This window comes from Myxococcus qinghaiensis, from assembly GCF_024198215.1.
Classification (GTDB): Bacteria; Myxococcota; Myxococcia; order Myxococcales; family Myxococcaceae; genus Myxococcus; species Myxococcus qinghaiensis.
The window spans coordinates 41,041-60,717 of the sequence record NZ_JAKCFA010000044.1; the positions used below are offsets into that span (position 1 = coordinate 41,041).

At 67.4% G+C, this 19,677-nt stretch carries 17 protein-coding genes; 13 read left to right on the forward strand and 4 right to left on the reverse strand.

All coding sequences use genetic code 11. The annotated features are described in order from the left end of the window. Positions 1 to 2: 2 nt before the first annotated feature. Positions 3 to 314 carry a hypothetical protein gene (locus LZ199_RS44425; protein ID WP_253999905.1) on the reverse strand — a complete coding sequence of 104 codons (312 nt, stop codon included), beginning with the start codon at positions 312 to 314 and terminating at the stop codon, positions 3 to 5. A gap of 206 nt (positions 315 to 520) precedes the next feature. Here LZ199_RS44425 and LZ199_RS44430 point away from each other — a divergent pair, with 206 nt between their 5' ends. From LZ199_RS44430 to LZ199_RS44465, 8 genes are all read left to right on the forward strand, one after another. Continuing rightward, on the forward strand, positions 521 to 1,135 hold the full coding sequence (locus LZ199_RS44430; RefSeq protein WP_253999906.1) for a tyrosine-type recombinase/integrase: 615 nt from the start codon (positions 521 to 523) through the stop codon (positions 1,133 to 1,135). A 2,770-nt stretch (positions 1,136 to 3,905) separates the two neighbouring features. Next, positions 3,906 to 4,679, forward strand: a complete 774-nt coding sequence (locus LZ199_RS44435) for a hypothetical protein (protein WP_253999907.1) — start codon at positions 3,906 to 3,908, stop codon at positions 4,677 to 4,679. A 266-nt stretch (positions 4,680 to 4,945) separates the two neighbouring features. Then, on the forward strand, positions 4,946 to 7,900 hold the full coding sequence (locus tag LZ199_RS44440; RefSeq protein WP_253999908.1) for a CHC2 zinc finger domain-containing protein: 2,955 nt from the start codon (positions 4,946 to 4,948) through the stop codon (positions 7,898 to 7,900). Between the two features lie 234 nt (positions 7,901 to 8,134). After that, positions 8,135 to 8,719 carry a DUF2924 domain-containing protein gene (locus LZ199_RS44445; protein ID WP_253999909.1) on the forward strand — a complete coding sequence of 195 codons (585 nt, stop codon included), beginning with the start codon at positions 8,135 to 8,137 and terminating at the stop codon, positions 8,717 to 8,719. Next, positions 8,716 to 8,919, forward strand: coding sequence for a hypothetical protein (locus LZ199_RS44450; RefSeq protein ID WP_253999910.1), 204 nt, complete (start codon positions 8,716 to 8,718; stop codon positions 8,917 to 8,919). Before LZ199_RS44445 ends, LZ199_RS44450 begins: the two co-directional genes overlap by 4 nt. Continuing rightward, positions 8,916 to 10,463 (forward strand): recombinase family protein, encoded by a 1,548-nt coding sequence (locus LZ199_RS44455; protein ID WP_253999911.1) that lies wholly within the window; start codon positions 8,916 to 8,918, stop codon positions 10,461 to 10,463. The genes LZ199_RS44450 and LZ199_RS44455 overlap by 4 nt, the downstream gene beginning before the upstream one ends. Continuing rightward, positions 10,460 to 10,882, forward strand: coding sequence for a hypothetical protein (locus tag LZ199_RS44460; RefSeq protein ID WP_253999912.1), 423 nt, complete (start codon positions 10,460 to 10,462; stop codon positions 10,880 to 10,882). Before LZ199_RS44455 ends, LZ199_RS44460 begins: the two co-directional genes overlap by 4 nt. A gap of 112 nt (positions 10,883 to 10,994) precedes the next feature. Continuing rightward, complete coding sequence (locus tag LZ199_RS44465) at positions 10,995 to 11,537, forward strand: PspA (protein ID WP_253999913.1); 543 nt, start codon at positions 10,995 to 10,997, stop codon at positions 11,535 to 11,537. 81 nt (positions 11,538 to 11,618) lie between these two features. Here LZ199_RS44465 and LZ199_RS44470 read toward each other — a convergent pair whose 3' ends face one another. Then, positions 11,619 to 11,999, reverse strand: a complete 381-nt coding sequence (locus LZ199_RS44470) for a DUSAM domain-containing protein (protein ID WP_253999914.1) — start codon at positions 11,997 to 11,999, stop codon at positions 11,619 to 11,621. Between the two features lie 257 nt (positions 12,000 to 12,256). On the opposite strand from LZ199_RS44470, the gene LZ199_RS44475 reads away from it, so the two are divergent. Both LZ199_RS44475 and LZ199_RS44480 read left to right on the forward strand, forming a co-directional pair. Beyond that, on the forward strand, positions 12,257 to 13,429 hold the full coding sequence (locus LZ199_RS44475; RefSeq protein ID WP_253999915.1) for a serine/threonine-protein kinase: 1,173 nt from the start codon (positions 12,257 to 12,259) through the stop codon (positions 13,427 to 13,429). A 7-nt stretch (positions 13,430 to 13,436) separates the two neighbouring features. Continuing rightward, positions 13,437 to 13,820 (forward strand): hypothetical protein, encoded by a 384-nt coding sequence (locus LZ199_RS44480; protein ID WP_253999916.1) that lies wholly within the window; start codon positions 13,437 to 13,439, stop codon positions 13,818 to 13,820. 202 nt (positions 13,821 to 14,022) lie between these two features. Here LZ199_RS44480 and LZ199_RS44485 read toward each other — a convergent pair whose 3' ends face one another. After that, the gene (locus LZ199_RS44485; protein WP_139919023.1) at positions 14,023 to 14,370 is read right to left on the reverse strand and encodes a helix-turn-helix domain-containing protein; all 348 of its coding nucleotides are present in this window, start codon (positions 14,368 to 14,370) and stop codon (positions 14,023 to 14,025) included. Positions 14,371 to 14,423: 53 nt separating this feature from the next. Further along, entirely contained in the window at positions 14,424 to 14,798 is a 375-nt protein-coding gene (locus tag LZ199_RS44490) for a helix-turn-helix domain-containing protein (protein WP_253999917.1), read from the reverse strand. 198 nt (positions 14,799 to 14,996) lie between these two features. Here LZ199_RS44490 and LZ199_RS44495 point away from each other — a divergent pair, with 198 nt between their 5' ends. The 3 genes from LZ199_RS44495 to LZ199_RS44505 form a co-directional block, all read left to right on the forward strand. Beyond that, entirely contained in the window at positions 14,997 to 16,943 is a 1,947-nt protein-coding gene (locus LZ199_RS44495) for a serine/threonine protein kinase (protein WP_253999918.1), read from the forward strand. 73 nt (positions 16,944 to 17,016) lie between these two features. Next, entirely contained in the window at positions 17,017 to 17,937 is a 921-nt protein-coding gene (locus LZ199_RS44500; protein ID WP_253999919.1) for a DUF2381 family protein, read from the forward strand. A gap of 641 nt (positions 17,938 to 18,578) precedes the next feature. Beyond that, positions 18,579 to 19,677 (forward strand): hypothetical protein (locus LZ199_RS44505; RefSeq protein WP_253999920.1); only part of this gene is annotated, 1,099 nt, incomplete at its 3' end.

The window sequence follows — 19,677 nt, forward strand, 5'->3', positions numbered from 1 at the left end:
CGTCACAGGCGAACGGCGAGGTCCCGGGCTGCGATCATCTCGTGCGCGAACTGCAGCGTCGAGCGCGGCTTCCTGGTCGGCGCGCACCGCGCCAGGAGCACCTTCCAGTCGCTCCTCGCGCTCGCCGCCCCCGCGACGAGGCTCGCCACCTCGGCCGGGTCCACACGCTCCTCCGAGATCCGCCGCTTCGAGCCGTACTCGGCCGCCAGCGCCCGGCGCTCGGCGGGGCTCTTCGTGCGCACGGCGATGCTGGCGTAGGCCTCGCACGAGTAACCGAATCTCAGGCCGGGGCGACCGGCGAAGACGATGTTCATCCACCCGTTGGTATCCGTCGCAGCGAGGCCGACTGCGCCATTCGCGATGTAGTGCTTCTTGGAGGCTTTGCCGTCGTACGCGTTCCGATCTTGGAAACGCCGAGGCCACGCGGGGCCCGGCTCATGAATGCGCAGCGGGGTTAATGACTTGTCTTGTAGGGGCGACAGAGCATGCATGGCCACGTCCGCTTCACGACGGAGTCGCCATGTCTGCCTATGCCGCTGTCGCCCGCCCACCTCGCACCCTCACGGAGAAGGAGGTGACGCTCCTGCTGCGCGCCACGGGGTTGCATAAGGAGGGATTCCGAGACCACTGCCTGTACAGCCTCGCGCTGGCCTCGGGCCTCCGTGAGCACGAACTGGTGGCCCTCAACATCGGCGACATCTTCAACGAGCGCGGACGCGCACGCCGGCACGTGCTGCTGCGCGTCTTCAAGGGCTGCCGCCGGCACCCGGCCCCCCAGGAGGTTGTCCTCTCGGACACGGTGCGCGCGAAGATGGAGAAGCTGCTGCGCGTGAAGCGCGCGCAGGGGCATGACGTGGGGCCCCTGGCGCCGCTCTTCCTGAGTCGCAAGGGCCTGCGCCTGTCCACGCGGCAGGTGCGCCACGGCTTCGCGGTGTGGCAGCAGCGCGCGGGCCTGGAGCGGCACCTGAACTTCCACGCCGTGCGTCACACCGCGTGCACCGGGGTGTACCGGAGGACGAAGGACATCCGCCTCACCCAGCGCTTCGCGCGCCAGCGCAGCATCGACTCCACCGTCATCTACACGCACCCCTCGGACGACGAACTGGTGCGCGTGACGCAGGACCTGCCCTGCTGATGGGGCGTGCCGCCTTCGCGCTGAGCGCCCGCGTGAACCCCTGGTTGGGCCGGGAGGCCACGCGGAGGCGGTGGGGGGCGGCTCTGCGCGGAGGCCGCAGGGGGCTGCACCAGGTACATCCTGCGAAAGTGAACAGCGTGAGGTGTTCACTTACCGAGTGGAAATGAACAGGGCGGGGTGTTCACTTTCTGGGAGGCGACTCTCTCAAAAAGCGCCCTAGGTACACACCCCGGCGAGGCCGTCTCCACGAAAAATCGCACCACCCCCCACCCTAGCGTCAGAGGTAGGCGGGGTAGGCGTGCTGGCGTCATCGGTAGGCATCGTTGCGCCCGGCCGGGGCAAGCAGTGCTGCTGGCTGGGGAGGGGCAGCGGCTCGTGGCGGGCAGCAGGTGGTGCCAACCTGGGGAAAGCGGCCATTGGCCTCGGCGCTATGGCCCTGCACGAGGCCTCGTAAACGCGCGAAACAGCGTGGGGGCAGTGACTCCGAATGGCCGCCTTTACCTGTTTCCGGCCATTCGGCTCGGCCCTGGTAACGGCACGCGCGCCCAGGTGCGCGCGGGGCGAAGGGCCGGTGCTTCGAGGGCGGTCGCGGGGAGTCGTGGGGCTCACGGAGAGCAAAAGCCCTGCGGCCCGAAGCGCTGGAGGACACGCGCGCACGAACGGGGCGCCACGCAGAGGAGGCGTTGGCGCGCGGGGCTGAATCGGGGGCGCGCGCTAGGGGCCAGGGGGCGGCAAGCGGACCCCAGCGGGGAGGGGGCAGGTGAGCCGGGGAAGTGAATGGCGCGATGGAGTCCGGCCCGCTGGACGGAGTGTGCTTCCGGGCGCGAGTTCAGGTTCGGACTCGGACCGCGGTGCTCGAGCACCTGGTGGCTTGGCGCCCCAACCCCGCGAAACTACGAGACCTGCGGCGCCAGGCGTGTGCTTCCGCGCGCCAGGTGAGCTCCACGGCGGAGCCTGGCCTGGTGGGGCTTGGTCCGGTGAAAGTGAACGGGCCTGAAAGTGAACAAGCTCGGGAATGAAGCCCGTTCACTTTCTTGGGATTCGCCCCAAGGGGGGGGCGTGGGGGGAAGAGAGCCTGCTGGAGGGGCATCGTCCCGAGCGCGGGAGTGTCGCTGGCCCTGGGCCCACCTGGACGAACAGCTTCGGGCTTCGCGCAGCCGCCGAGACAGCCGCGCCTTCGAACTGTCATGGGCCGCCCTCTCCTGTGGGGCACCTGCGCGAATCGAAGTCCCGCTCCGCTCAAGCAGCCCGGGTGCTCAGGAGCGTCAATGGGCCGCTTCGCCGAAGCCTGAACGGTTCTCGCCCTTGCCCCGCCTTCCTCGCGCAGGCGAAGGGCAACCGGGCGCAAGTGGCCAGTCCTGCGCGCTCAGGAGTCGCGATCCGTTTGGCCGACCCGGATGCGGTCCGTTGAGCCGGTCCCTGGCATCCAGCAACCAGGGCAGGGAAGCCAGAGGTACCGAGGTCTCCCTCCAGGCACCCTGTACCTCCAGTTGAAGCAGGGCCGGCACCCGACTTCAGCCGCCGGACTTCTCCAAAGTCCGGCAGAAGTCCGGCATGAAGTCCGGCAGCAATTTCCGTAACAACTTCATGGGGTTGAGCCACTCTGCCGGACTTGCCGGACTTCAAAGCCACTTTTACGTACGCGAGGGAAAATACTCTGGGAGGGAAGCGCGCAGAAAATATTTCCCCGTAGAGGGGCGGGACGGGGGAGGAAGTCCGGCAAGTCCGGCAGGATGGTTTAACCCCTCGTAGTTACAGCGATTTTGGGTGCCGGACTTCAGCGGGGGAAGTCCGGCATGAAGTCCGGCAGTCCAGCAGGAATGCGAGAGTCGGAGGGGAGAATGTAGGTGGTGAGGCGACTCACTCTCCTGTTCCCCGCCTTCATCGTCCTATTTGCCCTCGCGTCGTGCTGGGGCCGCCGGCTGCGCGTCACCGGTGAGCACCACCCCGTGCGTCCTGCTGGGGTTGCCCTGGTTCGAGCGAGAGCGGCTTCTGGGGAAGGCGGCTGTCCAGGCCCTTCGGCGCGAAGGTTGCCTCGCCCACGCACTCCTCATTCGTTCCGAGCAGTCGTAAGGCCAGCCCCTCGTGGAGTGCTCGTGGCCTCTTGCCTTGGAGCGCAGCGTGGGCGTCCGAATGGAGGAGGTGGGAACTCCGCCTGTGTTCAAGTGATGCCGAGCACGCTTGTAGATGGACGGGTGAGCCGGCTGGATGATGGACGCCGGAATCCCGAGTCGGTTCAAGGCCCTACGGCCGCCTGGCGGCGGTGCCCTCCGGGCAGCCTTGAGCCGCCTCGTGCTCCGGCTCAAGCTGCAACCGTCGATTCCCCAAGGGGAATCGCCTCAAGAAGAGGCCATCATCGGCGGTGACACCCGGCCGAGCACGTTCGTGATGGACTCCCGTGGTTTCGCGCGCTTGCTGGAAGTGCCCATCAACGAGCCGGTCCGTGGAACGCCGTGGAACCATCAACAAGCGTGCTCGGCAACATCAAGGCAGGGGCATGAGGCCCGCCCAGCAGAGGCCATCGCCGCCCTCATGAAGGAGCGCCCCTCCATGCGGGATGGCCCGCCGCGGCCTCCTCATGGTGCTGCCGGACGCAGGGCAAGCCACCAGGACTCCAGCAAAACCTGAGTACCTGGAGAGTCGGAGGCCCCGGTGGAAATTCGGGCGCGTCAGCATGTCCCCGATTGCGGGCCCCGAGCCTTTGTCCCTGCAGGGACGGAGCGGCTTCTCAGCAGCAGCGGCCACAACCTCCTCCGGCCCCGAGGCACACATGCGTGACGAGAGCGACTCCCCCAGGCCAGTTACCCAGACGCCCAGCCCTGCCCCAGCCCAGTCCTTGAGGGAGGACTGCCGCACGCAGGAGTTGGCGAAGCAGCCCAAGGAGGCCGGGGACGCCTGGCTGAAGCTGGAGAATGACGGAGACAGCGCCGTCGTCGTCTTCCTCGGGGAGCCGCACCCGCGCGACGTGGCTTTCATTGACAACAAGTTCGTCCCCTTCACCCGGAGGCTGAAGGTGGAGGGACACAAGCCCGTGCTGCGATTCACCCACAACGTCGCCCTCTTCGAGACGCGCGAGGTGAAGGTGCTGGAGTACGGGATTGCCTTCTTCAAGGAAGTCCTGCGCATGCGGCACACGTTTGGGCTTGAGACGTGGGCCGTTGAAGTCCAGCGTCACGGGGCCGCGAAGGACTGGTGGCAGACGCGCTACTCCCTGCAGCCCGAGCGCCGCCTGTCCCCGGAGCAGCAGCAGGCCTTCCAGGGGCTGCCGCTTCACGACTTGGCGAGGCTCCGGGTGGACGCGTCGACGCAAGCCGAAGCGGCGCGCCGCGGCGACGCGGGCGCAAGGCCACCCAACGCGCGCCTCGTGCAGTACCTCTCTGACGTACTGAAAACCATGCCGCGCAAGAGGGTGGAGCGCCTCCTCCACCACCACCTCGGAATGCAGCAGGTTGGGGACGTGTCAGCCATGCGCGGCGAGGAGTGGCAAACCTTCGTCGAAGCGGTTGCCGTCGAGTACCGGGCGTTTTGGGAACGAAACTGCTGAGCGCCAGCCCGAGGTGAATTGAGCCTCCAAGCGAGGGCGTGCTGCGAGGCAGCACGTCTACACGTCCCCGGAAAGCAACCCATGCAGGACTCCTTCTCCGCGAGCCGCGGGGACGAGGGGCGCGTTGCCTCTCATGTCCTCGGCCTCCCAACAGTCATTGCGCAGCTGCGGCCCGGCGCCAAGTTGGAGGGGCCGGCACGTCAGCCCGTTGTTCGTCGAGGGCCGTACCCCGTGGCGACGAGGCGCAGCCCCCAGGTTCGGGCCCCATGAGCTTTCGCGCCTTCGTGGAACAGGTGCGGAGCCGCACGGACATCGCCGACCTTGTCGGCGCCTATGTCGAGCTGCGCTCTTCAGGTAGCACCCTCAAGGGACTCTCACCCTTTCACCCCGAGAAGACGCCCTCCTTCGTCGTGTGGCCCACCACGCAGACGTGGCACGACTTCTCCAACGGAGGCCGCCTGGGGGGAGACGTCTTCACCTTCGTCCAGGAGAGGGAGAAGGTTGACTTCAAGGAGGCGGTATTCCGACTGGCAGGGCGCGCCGGTATTTCCCTGCCCGCGCCCCATGACGAGTCCCACGCGCGTGAGCTCGAGGCGCTGGTGGAGCGCCGCGACGTCGAGCGACTCCTCACGGCCGCCGCCGACTACTACCACCGCCACCTGCCCGCGAACATTCGCGAGGAGTCCTTCAAACAGCACTACGGCTTCACCGACGAGGTGGTGAACAGCTTCAAGCTGGGGTGGGCAGACGGCGGCCTCTTCGCGCACCTGAGAGAGGGTATGGGCGCGAGCCGCGAGGCGGCCCTCAAGACGGGACTCTTCGTCCAACTGCCGGGCGGCCACGTCGAGGACTTCTTCCGGGAGCGCCTCGTCTTCCCATATTGGAAGGATGGCCGCGTCGTCTACTTCATCGCCCGCGCGACGCAATATACGGGCGACGAAGAGTGGGAGAAGGCGAAGTACAAGAAGCTCCTCACCCATTCGGAGCGGCACCCCTACGTCTCACCCACCGTCCGCAACGACTACTTCTACAACGAGGACGCGGCACGCAAGGCCGACACGCTGCTGATTACGGAAGGCGTCACCGACTGCATCAGCGCCATGCAGGCGGGCATTCCTTGCCTCTCTCCCGCCACGACGCGCTTTCGCAAGCAGGACATTCCTCGGCTGCTGAAGCTCACGCGCGACGCGAGGCGCGTCGTCATTTGCAATGACGCCGAGGCCAGCGGCGCCGGAGAGGCGGGCGCGCGGGAGACTGCCGCAGCCCTCTGGGCCGAGGGCCGAGAGGCGTGCGTCGCCCTGCTTCCACGTCCGCAGGGCACCGAGAAGGTGGACGTCAACGCGCTTGTCGCGTCGCAGGGCGCCGCGACGCTTCACGAAGTCCTCGGACGCGCGAGGGCATACCCGGAGTACCTGCTGGATGGCATTCCAGAGAGTGCGCCCAAGGCAGACTTGGACAAGGCGCTGGCGCCCCTCCTGGCCTCATTGCAGCAATGCACGGCAGTCCGAGCCGACGTGGTGTTGGACGCCATTTCGGCGAAGTTTGGCCTCCGGAGGCGGGCACTCAACGCCAACCTCAAGGGGGTGGTGGCGGAGAAGGAGGCGGCGGCCACGGCGCAGCGCCGTGCGTCCGCCGCGCGCCCGGAAATCAACGTGGGCAACCACCAACTCTGGGCCATTGTCACCGAGGCGCGCCAAGCGGTGGTGCAGGCGAATGAGCGTCGCATGCGGGCTGCCAGCACGCAGGGCTTCGCCAATGAGGCGGCGCCACTCTTTGTGCGAGGCAACGCCCTCGTGCAACTCGCGCAGCCCGAGAAGGAGGCGCCCATTCTCTCGGAGATGACGGAGGCCGCCGTCTACGGAGTCCTCCTCCGGGAGGCGACGTGGGTAACGGAAGTCGAGGGCAGACCGCACTCCGTCTTCCCGCCGAAGGACGTCGCGCGGGACTTCCTCGCGTACCCGCCCCCGGGCCTTCCCCCAGTGGAGGCCGTCATTACCACGCCGGTATTCGGCCAGGACGGGAAGCTCCTCCTGACGCCCGGGCTGCACCCGGAGGACAGACTCTGGCTGGAGCCCACTCCCGCGCTTCACCTCGGCGCCGTGTCCGAGCGGCCGACACCCGAGGAGGTTGCAGCCGCACGGGCCCTCTTCTTTGACGACGTCTTCGTGGACTTCCCATTTGCCCACCTCAGCGACAAGGCGCATGCCCTCGCCGCCGTCCTCCTCCCCTTCGTCCGGCGGATGATTGAGGGCTGCACCCCCCTCCACGTCGTGGAGGCGCCCGCTGTCGGCTCCGGCAAGGGCCTCTTGTGCGACCTCGTCTCGTGGGTGGCGACGGGCAGGGCGTTCGCCATTGGCACCTTGCCTGAGAATGAAGAGGAGATTCGAAAGACGCTCACCGCCGAACTCGCCCTGGCGCGCCCCCTCATCCTCCTCGACAACGCCAATGAGAAGGCGACGCTCTCCTCCGCGGCCCTCGCCGCCATGCTGACGAGTACCTCCTGGACGGACCGCCTCCTGGGCAAGACGCAGAAGCTGACGCTGCCCAATACCGCCATGTGGATGCTCACCGGCAACAACCCGAAGCTTTCAAAGGACATTGCCCGTCGCTCCGTGCGCATCCGCATCGACCCCAAGCTGGACAGGGCCTGGACGCGAAGTCGCTTCAAGCATGACCCGATTATCCTCTGGGTGAAGGAGCACCGGAGCGAGTTGGTGCGTGCGGCCCTGACGCTCGTGCAGGCGTGGATTGCCGCGGGGAGGCCCCTGGGGCGCGAGCGGCTGGGTTCCTTCGAGCACTGGGCGGCCGTCATGGGCGGCATTCTCAAGGTGGCTGGGGTGGAGGGCTTCCTCGGCAACCTCGACGAGCTTTATGCGAATGCGGACGTCGAAGGGGAGTCCTGGCGCGAATTCGTGCAGGCCTGGTGGGGCGCGCACGGCGCTGGGGAGGTGCTCGTCTCCAGTCTCAACGAGCTCTGCGAGAAGGACGAACTGATGCTGCAGGTGCGAGGCGAGGGCGGCTCCCGCTCGCAGCAGAGCCGGCTGGGCCGAGCGCTGCAAACGGCGAGGGACAGAGTCTTTGGGGACTTGCGGGTGGTGGTGCGGAACCAGGACCGCAAGAAGCGGACGATGTACGCACTCCAGAAGTTGGGAGGCGAGCCGGAGGTGAATGCAGACATGGCTGCCGCAGAGGTAGATGAGGTCGACCCATGGGCGGAGTAGTGACCCGGCGCGCCCCGCAGCAACGGTGCGAGGACGCAGTGGAGATTCTCTCGGAGGGCCTCTGGGAGTTGTTGCTTCGTCGCCATTCGCAGCATGCGCCGCACGTAATGAAGTTGCACCAAGAGGAGAGCGCGCATGGCTGAGCTGCGGACTCTCGACTTGTCTTCTTCTGGGGACAGAGCGTCCATGGCTTTCGCCCGAGGGCGTGCTGCCCCGGACGAAGGAGACACCACCATGGCGAAGAAGGGGATTTCGCGGGTCGCGCGTAAGGAACTGGCGGACGTGCCACAGCAACTGGCCGCGCTGGCCAGCATGTCCGTACCGGATTTGGCGGCGAAGTACCAGGAGCTGTACGGCGAGCCCACGCGCAGCCGCAACCGGGACTACCTGAAGAAGCGCCTGGCCTTCCGGATTCAGGAGCTGGCCGAAGGGGGGCTCTCCGCGCGCGCCGTGGCACGCATTGCGGAGCTGGGCGACAAGCTTCCCGAGCGCTGGCGGATGCGGCAGGTGGAGGAGACGAAGCCCTCCGCGCCGCCTCCTCCAGCCGCTCCGGGCGGGCGCGCAGCCGCTGCGGATGGGAGCGCACCGGCTGCCGACGGGCGCGACGCGCGCCTGCCGCCGCCGGGCACGGTGCTGACGCGCGTGTTCAAGGGGGCGCAGCACCGGGTGACGGTGCGCGAGGGCGGCATTGAATACGAAGGCCAGCTCCACCGCAGCCTCTCCTTCGTGGCCAAGCTGATTACGGGCACGGCCTGGAATGGCTACAGCTTCTTCGGCCTCAAGGACGGCGCCTCGAAGCAGAAGGCGGTGACGCGATGAGCGGCCCCTCCTTCTTCCAGACGCACATGGGGCAGCGCTTCTACGAGGGGACGATGCCGGCGCTCGTCCGTGAGTTGAAGCGCCTCAACGACAACATGGAGCGACTGGTGGCTGCGGCGGAGCGTTTCACTGGGCAACCGACAGCCTCGAGCGCGGAGCCCACGCGGCCGACGACGCCCGGGAATTCGGAGGGGGAATGAGGAAGAGCAAGCCAGCGCCCTCGGACGCGAAGCGCTGCGCCGTGTACACGCGCAAGTCCACGGCGGCGGGCCTGGAGATGGAGTTCAACTCGCTGGACGCCCAGCGCGAGTCTTGTGTCTCCTACGTGCAGCGTCAGCCCAACTGGGCGTTGGTGGACGAGTGCTACGACGATGGCGGCTTCACCGGCGCCAACATGGAGCGGCCCGCCTTCCAGCGGCTGATGCAGGACGTGGACGCAGGCCGGGTGGACGTGGTGGTGGTGTACAAGGTGGACCGCCTCTCCCGCAGCCTCCTCGACTTCGCGAAAGTCATGGAGCGCCTCAACACAGCGGGCGCTTCCTTCGTCTCGGTGACGCAGAACTTCAGCACGGCGGACGCCATGGGGCGGCTGACGCTGAACATGCTGATGTCCTTCGCCGAGTTCGAGAGGGAGATGATTTCGGAGAGGACGCGGGACAAAGTGGCCGCCGCGCGCCGTAAGGGACTGTGGACGGGGGGACGCGCTCCGCTGGGCTACGACGTGAAGGACAAGCGCCTCGTGGTGAATGAGTACGAGGCGACGGTGGTGCGGGAGGCCTTCGAGCTGTACCTCCAGCACCAGCAGGCCTCGACGGTGGCGCGCCTCCTCAACGAGGTGGGGCGCAAGACGAAGCGGCACGAGGCCCGGAGCGGTGCCACGCGCGCGGCTCGAAAATGGACGACGCAGGATGTGCTGCGCCTCTTGAGGAGTCCCCTGTACGCAGGCTTCGTGCCGTATGGCGACGAGATGCACCCGGGAGAGCACTCGCCCATCGTGGGCAGGGCCACCTTCCATCGGGTGCAGGACCTGCTGGAGGGCCCCGGCCTCCAGTACCACGGGCGCAACCCCGACTACGTGCTGCGAGGCCTGTTGCGCTGCGGCCTGTGTGGCGAAGCGATGACGCCCGGCAGCACGCGCAAGGGCACGCGCGAGTACCGCTACTACCGCTGCACCACGCGGGACAAGCAGGGGAAGCAGGGGTGCCGGGCTGCTCCCCTGCCGGCACCTGCCATGGAGGACTTCGTCGTCGCGCAACTGCGGGAAGTCTCCGTCGGCGAGGGCTTCGCGGCGCAGGTACACGCCCGGCTCACTGCGCGGCTGGAGGAGAAGCGCAAGGCCCTGCGTGTGGAGCGCACGCAGTTGCCGAGGGATTTGGCCAAGCGCGCCGGGGAGGCGAGGAAGTGGGTGGACTCCCTCGCCAAACTGGAGGGCCCCGCCCGGCGCCTCCTGGAGGAGAAGCTGACGGCCGCGGAAGAGGAGGTCGCCGGCATGAAGAAGCGGCTGGCGGAGGTGGAGCGCGCCCTGGACACCACCGAGGGGGAGAAGTTGGAGGCGGCGTGGGTGGCCCAGGCGCTGGCGGACTTCGACGCGGTGTGGGACGCCCTGACGGCGACCAACCGGGGGCGCCTGCTGCGGGCCCTCGTCGGCCGGGTGGTGGTGAACGAGGCGACGGGCCAGGTCGACGTTTACCTGTCCCATGCCGGTGAGGCCGCAGCGCCCGGGCGCGAGGAGGCAGCAGCGTGAGCGCGAGCCCCGAATCCCAGCCAGCGGAGGCCGGCCTCGTCAGCGCGCACTTCCACCGCGTGCGTCGCTCGAAGGTGCGCTTCCGAGAGGGGGCGCCACCCCCGCCGCGAGAGGTGGTGCGCCGGCCAGCGCACGTCGCGCGAATGCTGGCCCTGGCGCACCATGTGGAGTCCGCCATTGGGCGGGGACTTGTGGCGAGCGCGGCGGACGTCGCAGGCCAGTTGGGCTTTACCCGGGCGCGCGTGACGCACCTGTTGGACTTGCGGTTGCTGGCGCCCGACATCCAGGAGGAGGTGTTGTTCCTCGAGGCCGTGGATGGGGCGGAGCCCCTCAGCGAGCGAGTCCTCCGGGCCGTTGCACACGCGGGGACGTGGGAGGCGCAGCGCGAGCGCTGGCGCGAGGTGAGGGCTTCATTCTGAGACGGGAGTCCGAATGCCTGGACTCCCTGGTGTAGCGTGAGTGCAAGAGGCTGTTTGTGGTGTTGAAGAATATGCGGGCCGGGTGGTCCGCGAGGAAAGAGAGCGAGAGCACATGCAGAACGACATGAAGAGCACCATTCAGGCTGCGGTGGCGGAAGAGGTGGGGAAGGCGATGGCCCGGCAGTTGGACCTGCTGGAGCAGATTGCTCAGTTCCTGGGCATTGAGCCTGGCTCGAATCCCGCGTCGTCCGCGCCGAAGCGCACCCCCGTGCCTCCTCCCGCGTCGAAGCGCCCGCCCGCGCCCGCCACCGGGCCCGCGCCGAAGCGCCCATCCTCGGTGCCCGTGCGGAAGTGGGTGAAGCCGAAGCCGGAGGCCGCGCCCAAGCCCACGAGGACGAAGGCCGCGCCCCAGAATCGCCGAGGGCGCCCGCGTGCGGCGGGACGTACAGCGGCGGTCGCCACGCCCAACTCCAGTCCCAGCCCCGCGACGTCTGTCACATACGCGGAGGGGCAGGAGGTGCGCTACAAGCAGGGGCGGGGCACCTTCTCGGCGAAGGTGACGGCCGTCGACGCGAAGGCGAAGACGGTGACGGTGGAGCGCGTCTCCGATAACAAGAAGGTGGTGCGCCCCTTCGACAAGGTGACGCCCGCCTGAGTCTGGGCCGCGAAGCGCCCTCTCCGGAGGGCGCTCCTGCGGCCAGTCGCTCGAGGGCGGCAAAGCGCGCCGCGCGCATCGTTACGGCGCGTCGGCCATGTCTTCGAACTGCCCCTCGGCGAGGGCGCGGTAGTGGGGCACGACTTCCACCTTGAGCACGTCCCGCATCTCCTGGCGGGCGCGGCCGAAGTCCCCCTTGTCTTTGTACTGGTACATCCGGTGTAGCGCATCCATGAGCCTGTGGGAGCCTTCTCGGATGCGCTGAGACTCCTCACGTAAGAGGCCCACCGCACCATCCTCCGTGGCGAGCGCGCTCTCGGCTTCACTGTCGCTGATGCCCACCTCGGAGGCCGTGCGCCTCAGCAGTGCCTTCGCCTCAGTTGTGAGGGCCAGGCGCGCTCCTGTGGTGGAGACACGACGTGCCAGCTCGCGAATCGGGCCCCAGTCAACGGTTTCACTCACGAGTCATTTTCCTTTGCGAGCCGTCCAAGCCTGCGTGCGAAGCCAGGGCTGGGGCCTCTTGCACCCAGGAGAGGGATAGGCGCTCATGGGGCCGCGACCTGTTCGCTGCGGGTGTCAGAGGGCTTCACAGGTAAGGAAGGTCATGTTAATTCGACGGTCTAGTCAACTAGACCTTGTTTGTTCCCGGAGAGGTGCCCGGTGACGGCGAGTCTCGTTGCCCGTGGGGCCGCACCCTTCACTCAGGAGGATTCACAGCCATGCCGAAGCGTCCGGAAGATGAAGTGACGACGGAAGAGTTACCGCTCAGAGTCCCCAACCTGCCTGCACCCAGCGCGCCGCGCTTCCTCTTCGAGGTGGAGGGCGTGCGTTACGAGGCGGTGCGGGAGTTGGAGGTGCGGCCGAGTGGCGAGCGACTGCTGAAGGCGGAGCGGCGCGTGGCGGATGGCGCGCTGTCCGGTCCGTGTCTGGTCCGCCGAATTGCCAGCCCATCCACGTACATGCAGCGCACGCGGATGATTGAAGAGGTGCAGTTGGCCTTTCGCCTCAACCACCCCAACATCGCTCAAGTCTTCCATATGCAGGTGGATGAGCTGGAGGACGCACCCTACGCCATCATGGAGTACGTGGGTGGGCCCTCGCTGGAGACGCTGGTGTGCGCGGCGTTGGTGAGTGGGAAGCCCCTCTCGGAGGGCTTCTGCTTGTACGTGGGCGCGGAGGTGGCGGACGCGCTGCACTATGCGCACACGCTGACGTCGGAGAAGGGAATGCACCTGGGTATTGTCCACCGCGACGTGAGCCCTCGGCACATTGCGCTGGGGCAGCATGGTGAGGTGAAGGTGCTGGACTTCGGAGCGGCGTACTCGCTGCTGGTGGGGCGGGAGGAGTCGCCAGAGAATCTGCTCCGAGGCGACGTTGCCTATGCCAGCCCCGAGTACCTGCGCAAGGAAGGGCTGACGCCGCGCTCCGACGTCTTCAGCCTGGGGGTGTTGCTGGTGGAGGCCTTGACGAACAAACACCTCTTCGAGGTGCATGACGCCCCGGTGTTGGCGGCGAAGGAGAGCCGGTTCCAGACGGAGATGCAGCCCTCTCTGCCCTTGGGGCAGATGCAGGCCCTCATGGAGTCCTTCGGGCCGGATGTCGTCGAGAAGGCGGTGGCCCACCTCAATGAGGACCTCAAGGCGGTGTTGCACACGGCCCTGCGCCTCAACCCCGAGGAGCGCTTCGCGACGGCGGCGGACATGAGGGATGCACTGCGTGGTGTCGCCCACGCCCAGCTCCACGAGCCCTATGGGAGAGCGGAGGCCGCCAAGGAGGTAGCCCGTGTCGTGTCCGAGGGAGGGGTGCTGCGTGACGAGGTGGAGTTCGGCGAGGCCGGCATCTACCCGGATGGGCTGGAGAAGCACGAGCTTGGGCTCCCAAAGAAAGGGTAGGCCGCCGATGCTCTGCTTTCGGGTGCTGCGCAATGGCCGGCACCTCACCACCGCGGGGGTACCGGACTTCGGCGTCCTCTCCACCATGCTGACGTGGGTGCGCCGCCCTCACGACGAATCCAACGCCTGCCCTGAGCTGACGCTCCATGTGGGGGGCTCCGTGGGCAGGGAGCACCGCGAGCACCTGACGTGGCGCAACGTCAACATCCGTGCGGGCGACGTCCTCACGGTGGAGGTGCGTGAGGACCTGGAGGCAGAGCCTCCGAGGGAGCGACGTGTCGACGAGGAGGCGGGGCTGGACGAGGTGGCCCGCCTTCAGCTCAAGAAGAAGAACCTTGAGGACTGGCTCGCCGAAGTGAATGAGGAGCTGCGGGGGCGCTGCGCGGCGTAGTGGGGGGGCCTCCGTCGTCGGGAGGCGCTCCGTCATCGCCGGGGGCCGCTCAGGCGGGTGGCGAGGGCTCCGAGGTATGGGGCTCTGCCCGCCAGGCCTGCTCTCTGCTCGGAGACGCCAGAGCGCCGGCCGCAAGCGGCCTGGCGCTGGGAAGAGGGCGGTGCGAGCCGTTTGGCGGCGCCCCTCCTCCGAGGGTGCTGCGTCAGCGGGCCAACTCGGTGGTGATGCGGACGAGGGCGTCCAGCTTCGCCGCATCGAGCTTCCGCGCGAGGAAGAGAAGGCGGCGCAAGGTGACGTCATCCTCCGGGCGAGTGGGAGCCCCTCTGTCTGGCGACTCGGTGAGGCCCATCATGTCCTCCGGAGAGACCATCAACTCGATGCACAACTTCTTCAGCGTCTCGACGCTGGGAATCATGTGCCCGCGTTCGATTCGGCTGTAGACGGCAGAGGCCATCCCCACGCGCTCCGCGACTTGGACCTGCGTCAGGCTCATTTGCTCCCGGGCGAGGCGGGCGATGGCGCCAAGGTGCGTTGCAAGCTGTTCGTTCATAGGGTGCAGGGGAGTATACCCGAACTGCTATTTGTCATGGGAACACCATTCCTTCAGCGCACGTCCGGCAGAAGTTGGATGAGGGCGAGCGCCTGGTGCGCGTCCAACTGGCGCACACGACGCAGCAGGGACTCCTTGGCGTCAGCGACGACGTCAGGCGGTAGCGAGGCGGGGTAGCCCAGTAACTCGTTGGGAGTGGTTCGGAGGGCGGGGCACAGACGGTACAGCGTCTGGACGCTGGGGAGCATTCGTCCACGCTCGAGCCGGTTGTAGACGACGGGGGAGATGTCGAGGAGTTGAGCCACGTCCACCTGCGTCAGGTTGGCGCGAAGGCGGGCTAATCGCGCGGTGTCGCCGATGATGTTGGACAGGGGTTTGGAAGGAGTCTCCGGAGGGACGCCGCCGCGGATGTCGGGGTGGATGTACATTTCAAACAAACTATACCTGATGGTATAGTTGATTCAACCTGGCGATAGCTTCGAGTTTCTTGGGTTGGTGGTCGGAGGTGGGAGAAGACTTCGCGCGATTTCCCTGGGCTTCTGGTAGCGTGGGCCCGCGCCGGGAGGGAACCGCATGCGCGTGGCCGCAGTCCTGCTGTCCTACAGAGTCGCCAGGAGGACGTCGCCGTGAGGGACAACGGCCCCCCGGCCGTGCTGTCCCCCGGGGACGTGGTGAAGGGCTACACGGTGGTGAGGCACCTGGACCAGGGTGGCTTCGGCACCGTGTACCTCGCGACGAACGACGGGCAGCCCTGCGCGCTGAAGCTGGTGGAGCGGCAGCGCGTGGAGGGGCGGGTGGAGAAGGAAGTCTCCATCCTCCTGCGCTTGACGCACCCAAACGTGGTGGGGCTTCGCGGCTTCAGCTACTGGCAGGCGGGGGAGCGCGACTACGCCCTCATCGCCATGGAGTACGTGGAGGGGCGGAAGCTGAGCGCGTGGGTGAAGGATGAGAACCCCTCGGCCCGACAGATTGCGAAGGTGACGCTCGACGTGGCGCGGGCGCTGGCGGCCTCTCACGCGGCGGGAGTGGTGCACCGAGACGTGAAGGACGCCAACGTCATGGTGCGCGACGCGGACGGCCTGGCGGTGCTGGTGGACTACGGAATTGGGGACTACGAGGGCGCCCCCCCCGGTGTCACCCAGTCCATGCTGCCGCCCGGGACGATGGAGTACCGGCCCCCCGAGGCTTGGCTATTCGTGGAGCAGCACGCGGGGCATAGAGGCGCCCGATACGTGTCCGTCCCCGCGGACGACGTGTGGGCCCTGGGCACTGTCCTCTACCGCCTCCTCACGGCGAGGCTGCCCTTCGACGCGGCGACGGACCCGGAGTACGTCCAGAGTGTCATTCGCAAGTCGCCGGTACCCCCTCACCTCGCCAACCGCTTCGTCCCGGAGCGGCTGAGCGTGTTGTGCATACGGCTGCTGGAGAAGGACCCTGCTGCGCGTCCGGAAGCGAGCGCTGTCTGTGCGGCCCTGGAAGAACTCCTGTCCGGGGCGGAAGGGGAGGCGTGGGACACGCCCTTGTTCGACACGTATGGCCCGAACTCGGCCACCACCGAGGGCGAGGCGGGAGCGCTGGCTCGGTGGGCGAAGCGGCCCCTGCGCCAGATGCGCCGTGGCAAGGCGCCCGGGCCAGAGCTACCGAGAGAGGGCCCGCCCGCGGCATTGCTGTCCCAAGCCGCTCCAGGAACTGCTGCTGCGCGGCCCCTCGAGGCGGAGCTGCCGGGCTTGGCGCATGAGGCGGGAGTGGAAGCGGAAGTCGCAATGGAGGCGGACGCCGCGCCGCAAGCGACGCCTGTGGCCACCGTCGTCGAGGTGGGGCGGCGCTCGTTCCCCGTGCGTCTCAGGATGGAACGCGTGCTGGGCGCGGGTCTGCTGGCCATGGCCCTCGCGTATGGGGCGTACTTCTCACAGCGGACGGCTTCACCGCAGCCGCAGGCCGTCCCCGGCCAAGAAGTAGCGCCATATACAAAGAAACCTCAAGCTGCCCCGGCCGCAGCTCCCACCGGGCCGGAGGCAATACCTGCGGCCGTCGCGCCTCCCGCGACGCATCCCGAGGTGACCGCCACCGTGACGACGACGAAGAGTGACTCCCCGCCCTCCCCGCCGGTGCCTGCCAAGAAGGCCGCGAGGAGCGTCAGCAGTGCCCTGGCGACGACGGCCCTCTGCGGCGCGCTGGCCTGCTCTGGTCCCCAGGTGCGCCCTGCTCCGGATCCTGAACCGTGCCCGCCGGGCGCCACCAAGGGCATGAAGATGCTGGGCATGGACATTGGGGACGATGCGGGGGCGAGCTTCATCCGGGGGGACGATAAGTACGTAACGGTGAAGGAAGGCACTGCGCAGATTATCCTGGGCTCGGACAAGGCCACGCTGTCTGGGCGACTCGTTATTGCCGACCGCGTCTATGTCCGACTGACTCGGGCGCGATTTCGCGGGGAGAGCTTCGCCGTGTGCCTGGAGGTGCTGGACTCCTCTCGCGACCGCGGACTGGCGATAAAGGACGGAGGAGGGGATACCGGCAAGGCGCGCGTGTACTCTGGCTTTTACGTCAAGGCCGTGAATGAGTTTGAGTGAGGTGTCGCCGTTTGGCAGACGCCCGTGAGTCGCCAGCGGTGTCGATGCTGGCTTGGTCCAGGAGAAACGTCGCGTGCATCATTCAGTGTCGGCCGTGCTGTTTTTCCTCCTCGTCGTAGGAGAGGGGGCGGCGCTGGCGCAGTCGCCCTCATCTACCGTGGGCCTGAGCGTTCGCCGAATCGAGCTGGTCTCGGATGATGCTCAGCCAGCGGCTGAAGTGGCGGTGAGCCCCGGACTCTCGACGATGTTCCTCTTTGATTCGGAGGTGAGTCGAGAGGGGCTGACACTTGAGGGGCGTGAGCGCTTTGCAATGGTGGACGCTGGACTCACTACCTTGCGCCTGATCCCGTCAGAGAATCTCTCGGCGGGAGAACGGCTTAAGCTGACGGTGCGCTTTCAGGATGGAGCGGCCCCGGCAAGTGCGACGTTTGTCCTGGTCGCGCACCCCGCACGGTCGGAGGCGCATGTCGAAGTCTATCGACGCAAGAGGACCGTCGAGACATACCAGGAGGAAGTCCGTCAGGCGCGCATCGAAGCGGAGAAGTGCAGAGAGGAGAATGAGCGCCTGCGGGCGGAGCGAAGTGCTCCTGATGGCTTGACAGGACTCATCTCGACAGCAGTCCTCAGCGGACGAGGCGTTGATTTCCGCAACCTGACCGAGAGTGTGACCCCGGCCCCAGGAGGGGCAGCAGCCAAGAGTCTTGTCTATGCATACCGGACAGCCCGCAGGGTGGCTGTTGAGGTCACCCTCAAATATGGAGGGGATGCACAACCGTGGACTGCAGTGGGGGCGTCGCTCAGGGGCAAGGCCAACGAAGAGCTGAAGGTGCTTCAGGTGTGGCAGTCGGGCCCCATCGCATCGGGAGCGGATACCCAGCGCGTAGTGGTAGAGGCTGAGGCCGCATCCGAGTCTCCTCAAGGAAGCTTCACGCTCAAGCTCTGGGATGCCGATATGCGCCGCACCATTACGCTAGGCAACGTCACCTTCCCTTGACCCAGTGAGGCCTGCCACCAAGCCCTCTCATGGGTTTCCGGCGTTTGGGGGCTTGTGTGGAATGTCAATCTAGGGTCCAATGGACTGTACCTATTGGTCTAGTCCATTCTGGAGTGCCCTGGAGGGCGATGTGTTCCCCACTGTGCTGGAGCGTGTGCGCGCGACTGCGCGCTTCCTGGGTGGCCGCGAGGAGCGCCTGGACGGCGACGCTCCTGATCCACCTTCATGAATCCGCTTCGAAGTAGGCGCTGGGCTCTCGCACCGCGCAGAGACTTCCCTGCACCGCCACGTGAGGCGCGTGCTGACGGTCGTCCTGCGCCGAGGAGCTGGCTGCGTTTCGTCGGGCTGCATGCCTGACGCCCGCTGAGGAACTCTTCCTCAGTCACCCCTATTCGCGCGTTTGGAGTCATGAGCGGAGCCAGGCCTTCCTGGTGCCGTGGCGAGACACGTCTGTCTGCTGTTGGGACGGGGCCGGGCTTCCTGGCGCCGTGACGTGACACGTCTGCCTCTCGCTTGGCTCGGCCGGCCTGCCGGCGACTCCCGCAGTGCAATGCATTCACCCCGCAGCCCGGCGCCCTGCCGGACTGAACGGGAAGCCTCTGTCCATTGCCCCGTTGCTGGGGCCTTCACAGGAGACGTCGATGTTCATGCGCTGGGCCGTCGTATTGCTGTTGGTGTTACCCGGAGCAGGGGGGGCGGAGGAGATTGCCTATGAAGACGACCTGGCGAAGGTCGAGGACGACACCGTCCTCCTTGAGCCAGAGGTGGACGAACTGCTCGAGCCCTCCATGGACGAGGGTGACGCCCTGGTCGAGGAGGGTGACGCCCTGGTTGAGGAGGAGCCGGCCTCGTCCGGCTCGGGCTCTCGCTGGGCGAACCGGCTGAGCCTGGAGACCACGACGTGGATGTTGCTGCCGCGGAGAGGGGCCGGAAGGGACGAAGGCTTCTTGCAGGTGATGACGCGGCTGGAACTCGTCAAGCCGGGCATGCTCCACCTCGACCTGGGCGCGCCGGTGCGACTGCGGATGTGGGGCGCAGAGGAGGGCGCCAGTCTGGTGCGGAAGGAGGACTGGGACGAGCTGTCCGACTGGGGCCAGGTGGTGCAGGCGCTGACGATAGGAGGCGACGCGCCGAACTTCGTTTGGCTGGGGGCCTTTGAGTCCTACACGCTGCTGTCTGGGCACCTGGTGCGCCGCTACAACAACCGGGGCAACCCCGACTACCACCCAGCCGGGGCTCTGGTGACAGGCATGCTGAGGCCCTTCTACGTGGAGGCCTTCGCCTCGGACGTGCTGGGCGCGCGGCTGATGGGGGCAGAAGTCGCATTGGACATCCAGCACATCCTCTTCGGCCGCCAGCCGTACCCCATGAAGTACATGCTGTCGCTGTCGGCGGCGCATGACTGGGGCAAGGCCGGAGGGACGTCGGAGCCGATGACGCTGGGCCACCTGGATGGGACAGCCGTCCTCGTGAGCCGCCGCAACAAGGAGGGAGGCTTCGAGTTGCAGGCGAACGCGGGCTGGGGCGGGCGTCCCGGCGAGGGCGGCGCGTGGGGCGCGGTGGCAGGGCTGGGCGCGGAGTACATGTCCTCGACGGTGGACATGCGCGCGCGCCTGGAGGGGCGTCTCCAGCGCGGAGGTTTCCGCCAGGGCGCCTTCGGCCCGGACTACGAGCTGGCGCGCTTCCAGGTGGCAGGCCCGGACGCTGTGCCGCAGGCGGACGCACCGTTTCCGGACGGGT

Coding starts and splice junctions, on each gene's coding strand:
- LZ199_RS44425 (WP_253999905.1), bottom strand. CDS start 314: ATGAACATCGTCTTCGCCGGTCGCCCCGGCCTGAGATTCGGTTACTCG.
- LZ199_RS44430 (WP_253999906.1), top strand. CDS start 521: ATGTCTGCCTATGCCGCTGTCGCCCGCCCACCTCGCACCCTCACGGAG.
- LZ199_RS44435 (WP_253999907.1), top strand. CDS start 3,906: ATGCGTGACGAGAGCGACTCCCCCAGGCCAGTTACCCAGACGCCCAGC.
- LZ199_RS44440 (WP_253999908.1), top strand. CDS start 4,946: ATGAGCTTTCGCGCCTTCGTGGAACAGGTGCGGAGCCGCACGGACATC.
- LZ199_RS44445 (WP_253999909.1), top strand. CDS start 8,135: ATGGCGAAGAAGGGGATTTCGCGGGTCGCGCGTAAGGAACTGGCGGAC.
- LZ199_RS44450 (WP_253999910.1), top strand. CDS start 8,716: ATGAGCGGCCCCTCCTTCTTCCAGACGCACATGGGGCAGCGCTTCTAC.
- LZ199_RS44455 (WP_253999911.1), top strand. CDS start 8,916: ATGAGGAAGAGCAAGCCAGCGCCCTCGGACGCGAAGCGCTGCGCCGTG.
- LZ199_RS44465 (WP_253999913.1), top strand. CDS start 10,995: ATGCAGAACGACATGAAGAGCACCATTCAGGCTGCGGTGGCGGAAGAG.
- LZ199_RS44475 (WP_253999915.1), top strand. CDS start 12,257: ATGCCGAAGCGTCCGGAAGATGAAGTGACGACGGAAGAGTTACCGCTC.
- LZ199_RS44480 (WP_253999916.1), top strand. CDS start 13,437: ATGCTCTGCTTTCGGGTGCTGCGCAATGGCCGGCACCTCACCACCGCG.
- LZ199_RS44485 (WP_139919023.1), bottom strand. CDS start 14,370: ATGAACGAACAGCTTGCAACGCACCTTGGCGCCATCGCCCGCCTCGCC.
- LZ199_RS44490 (WP_253999917.1), bottom strand. CDS start 14,798: ATGTACATCCACCCCGACATCCGCGGCGGCGTCCCTCCGGAGACTCCT.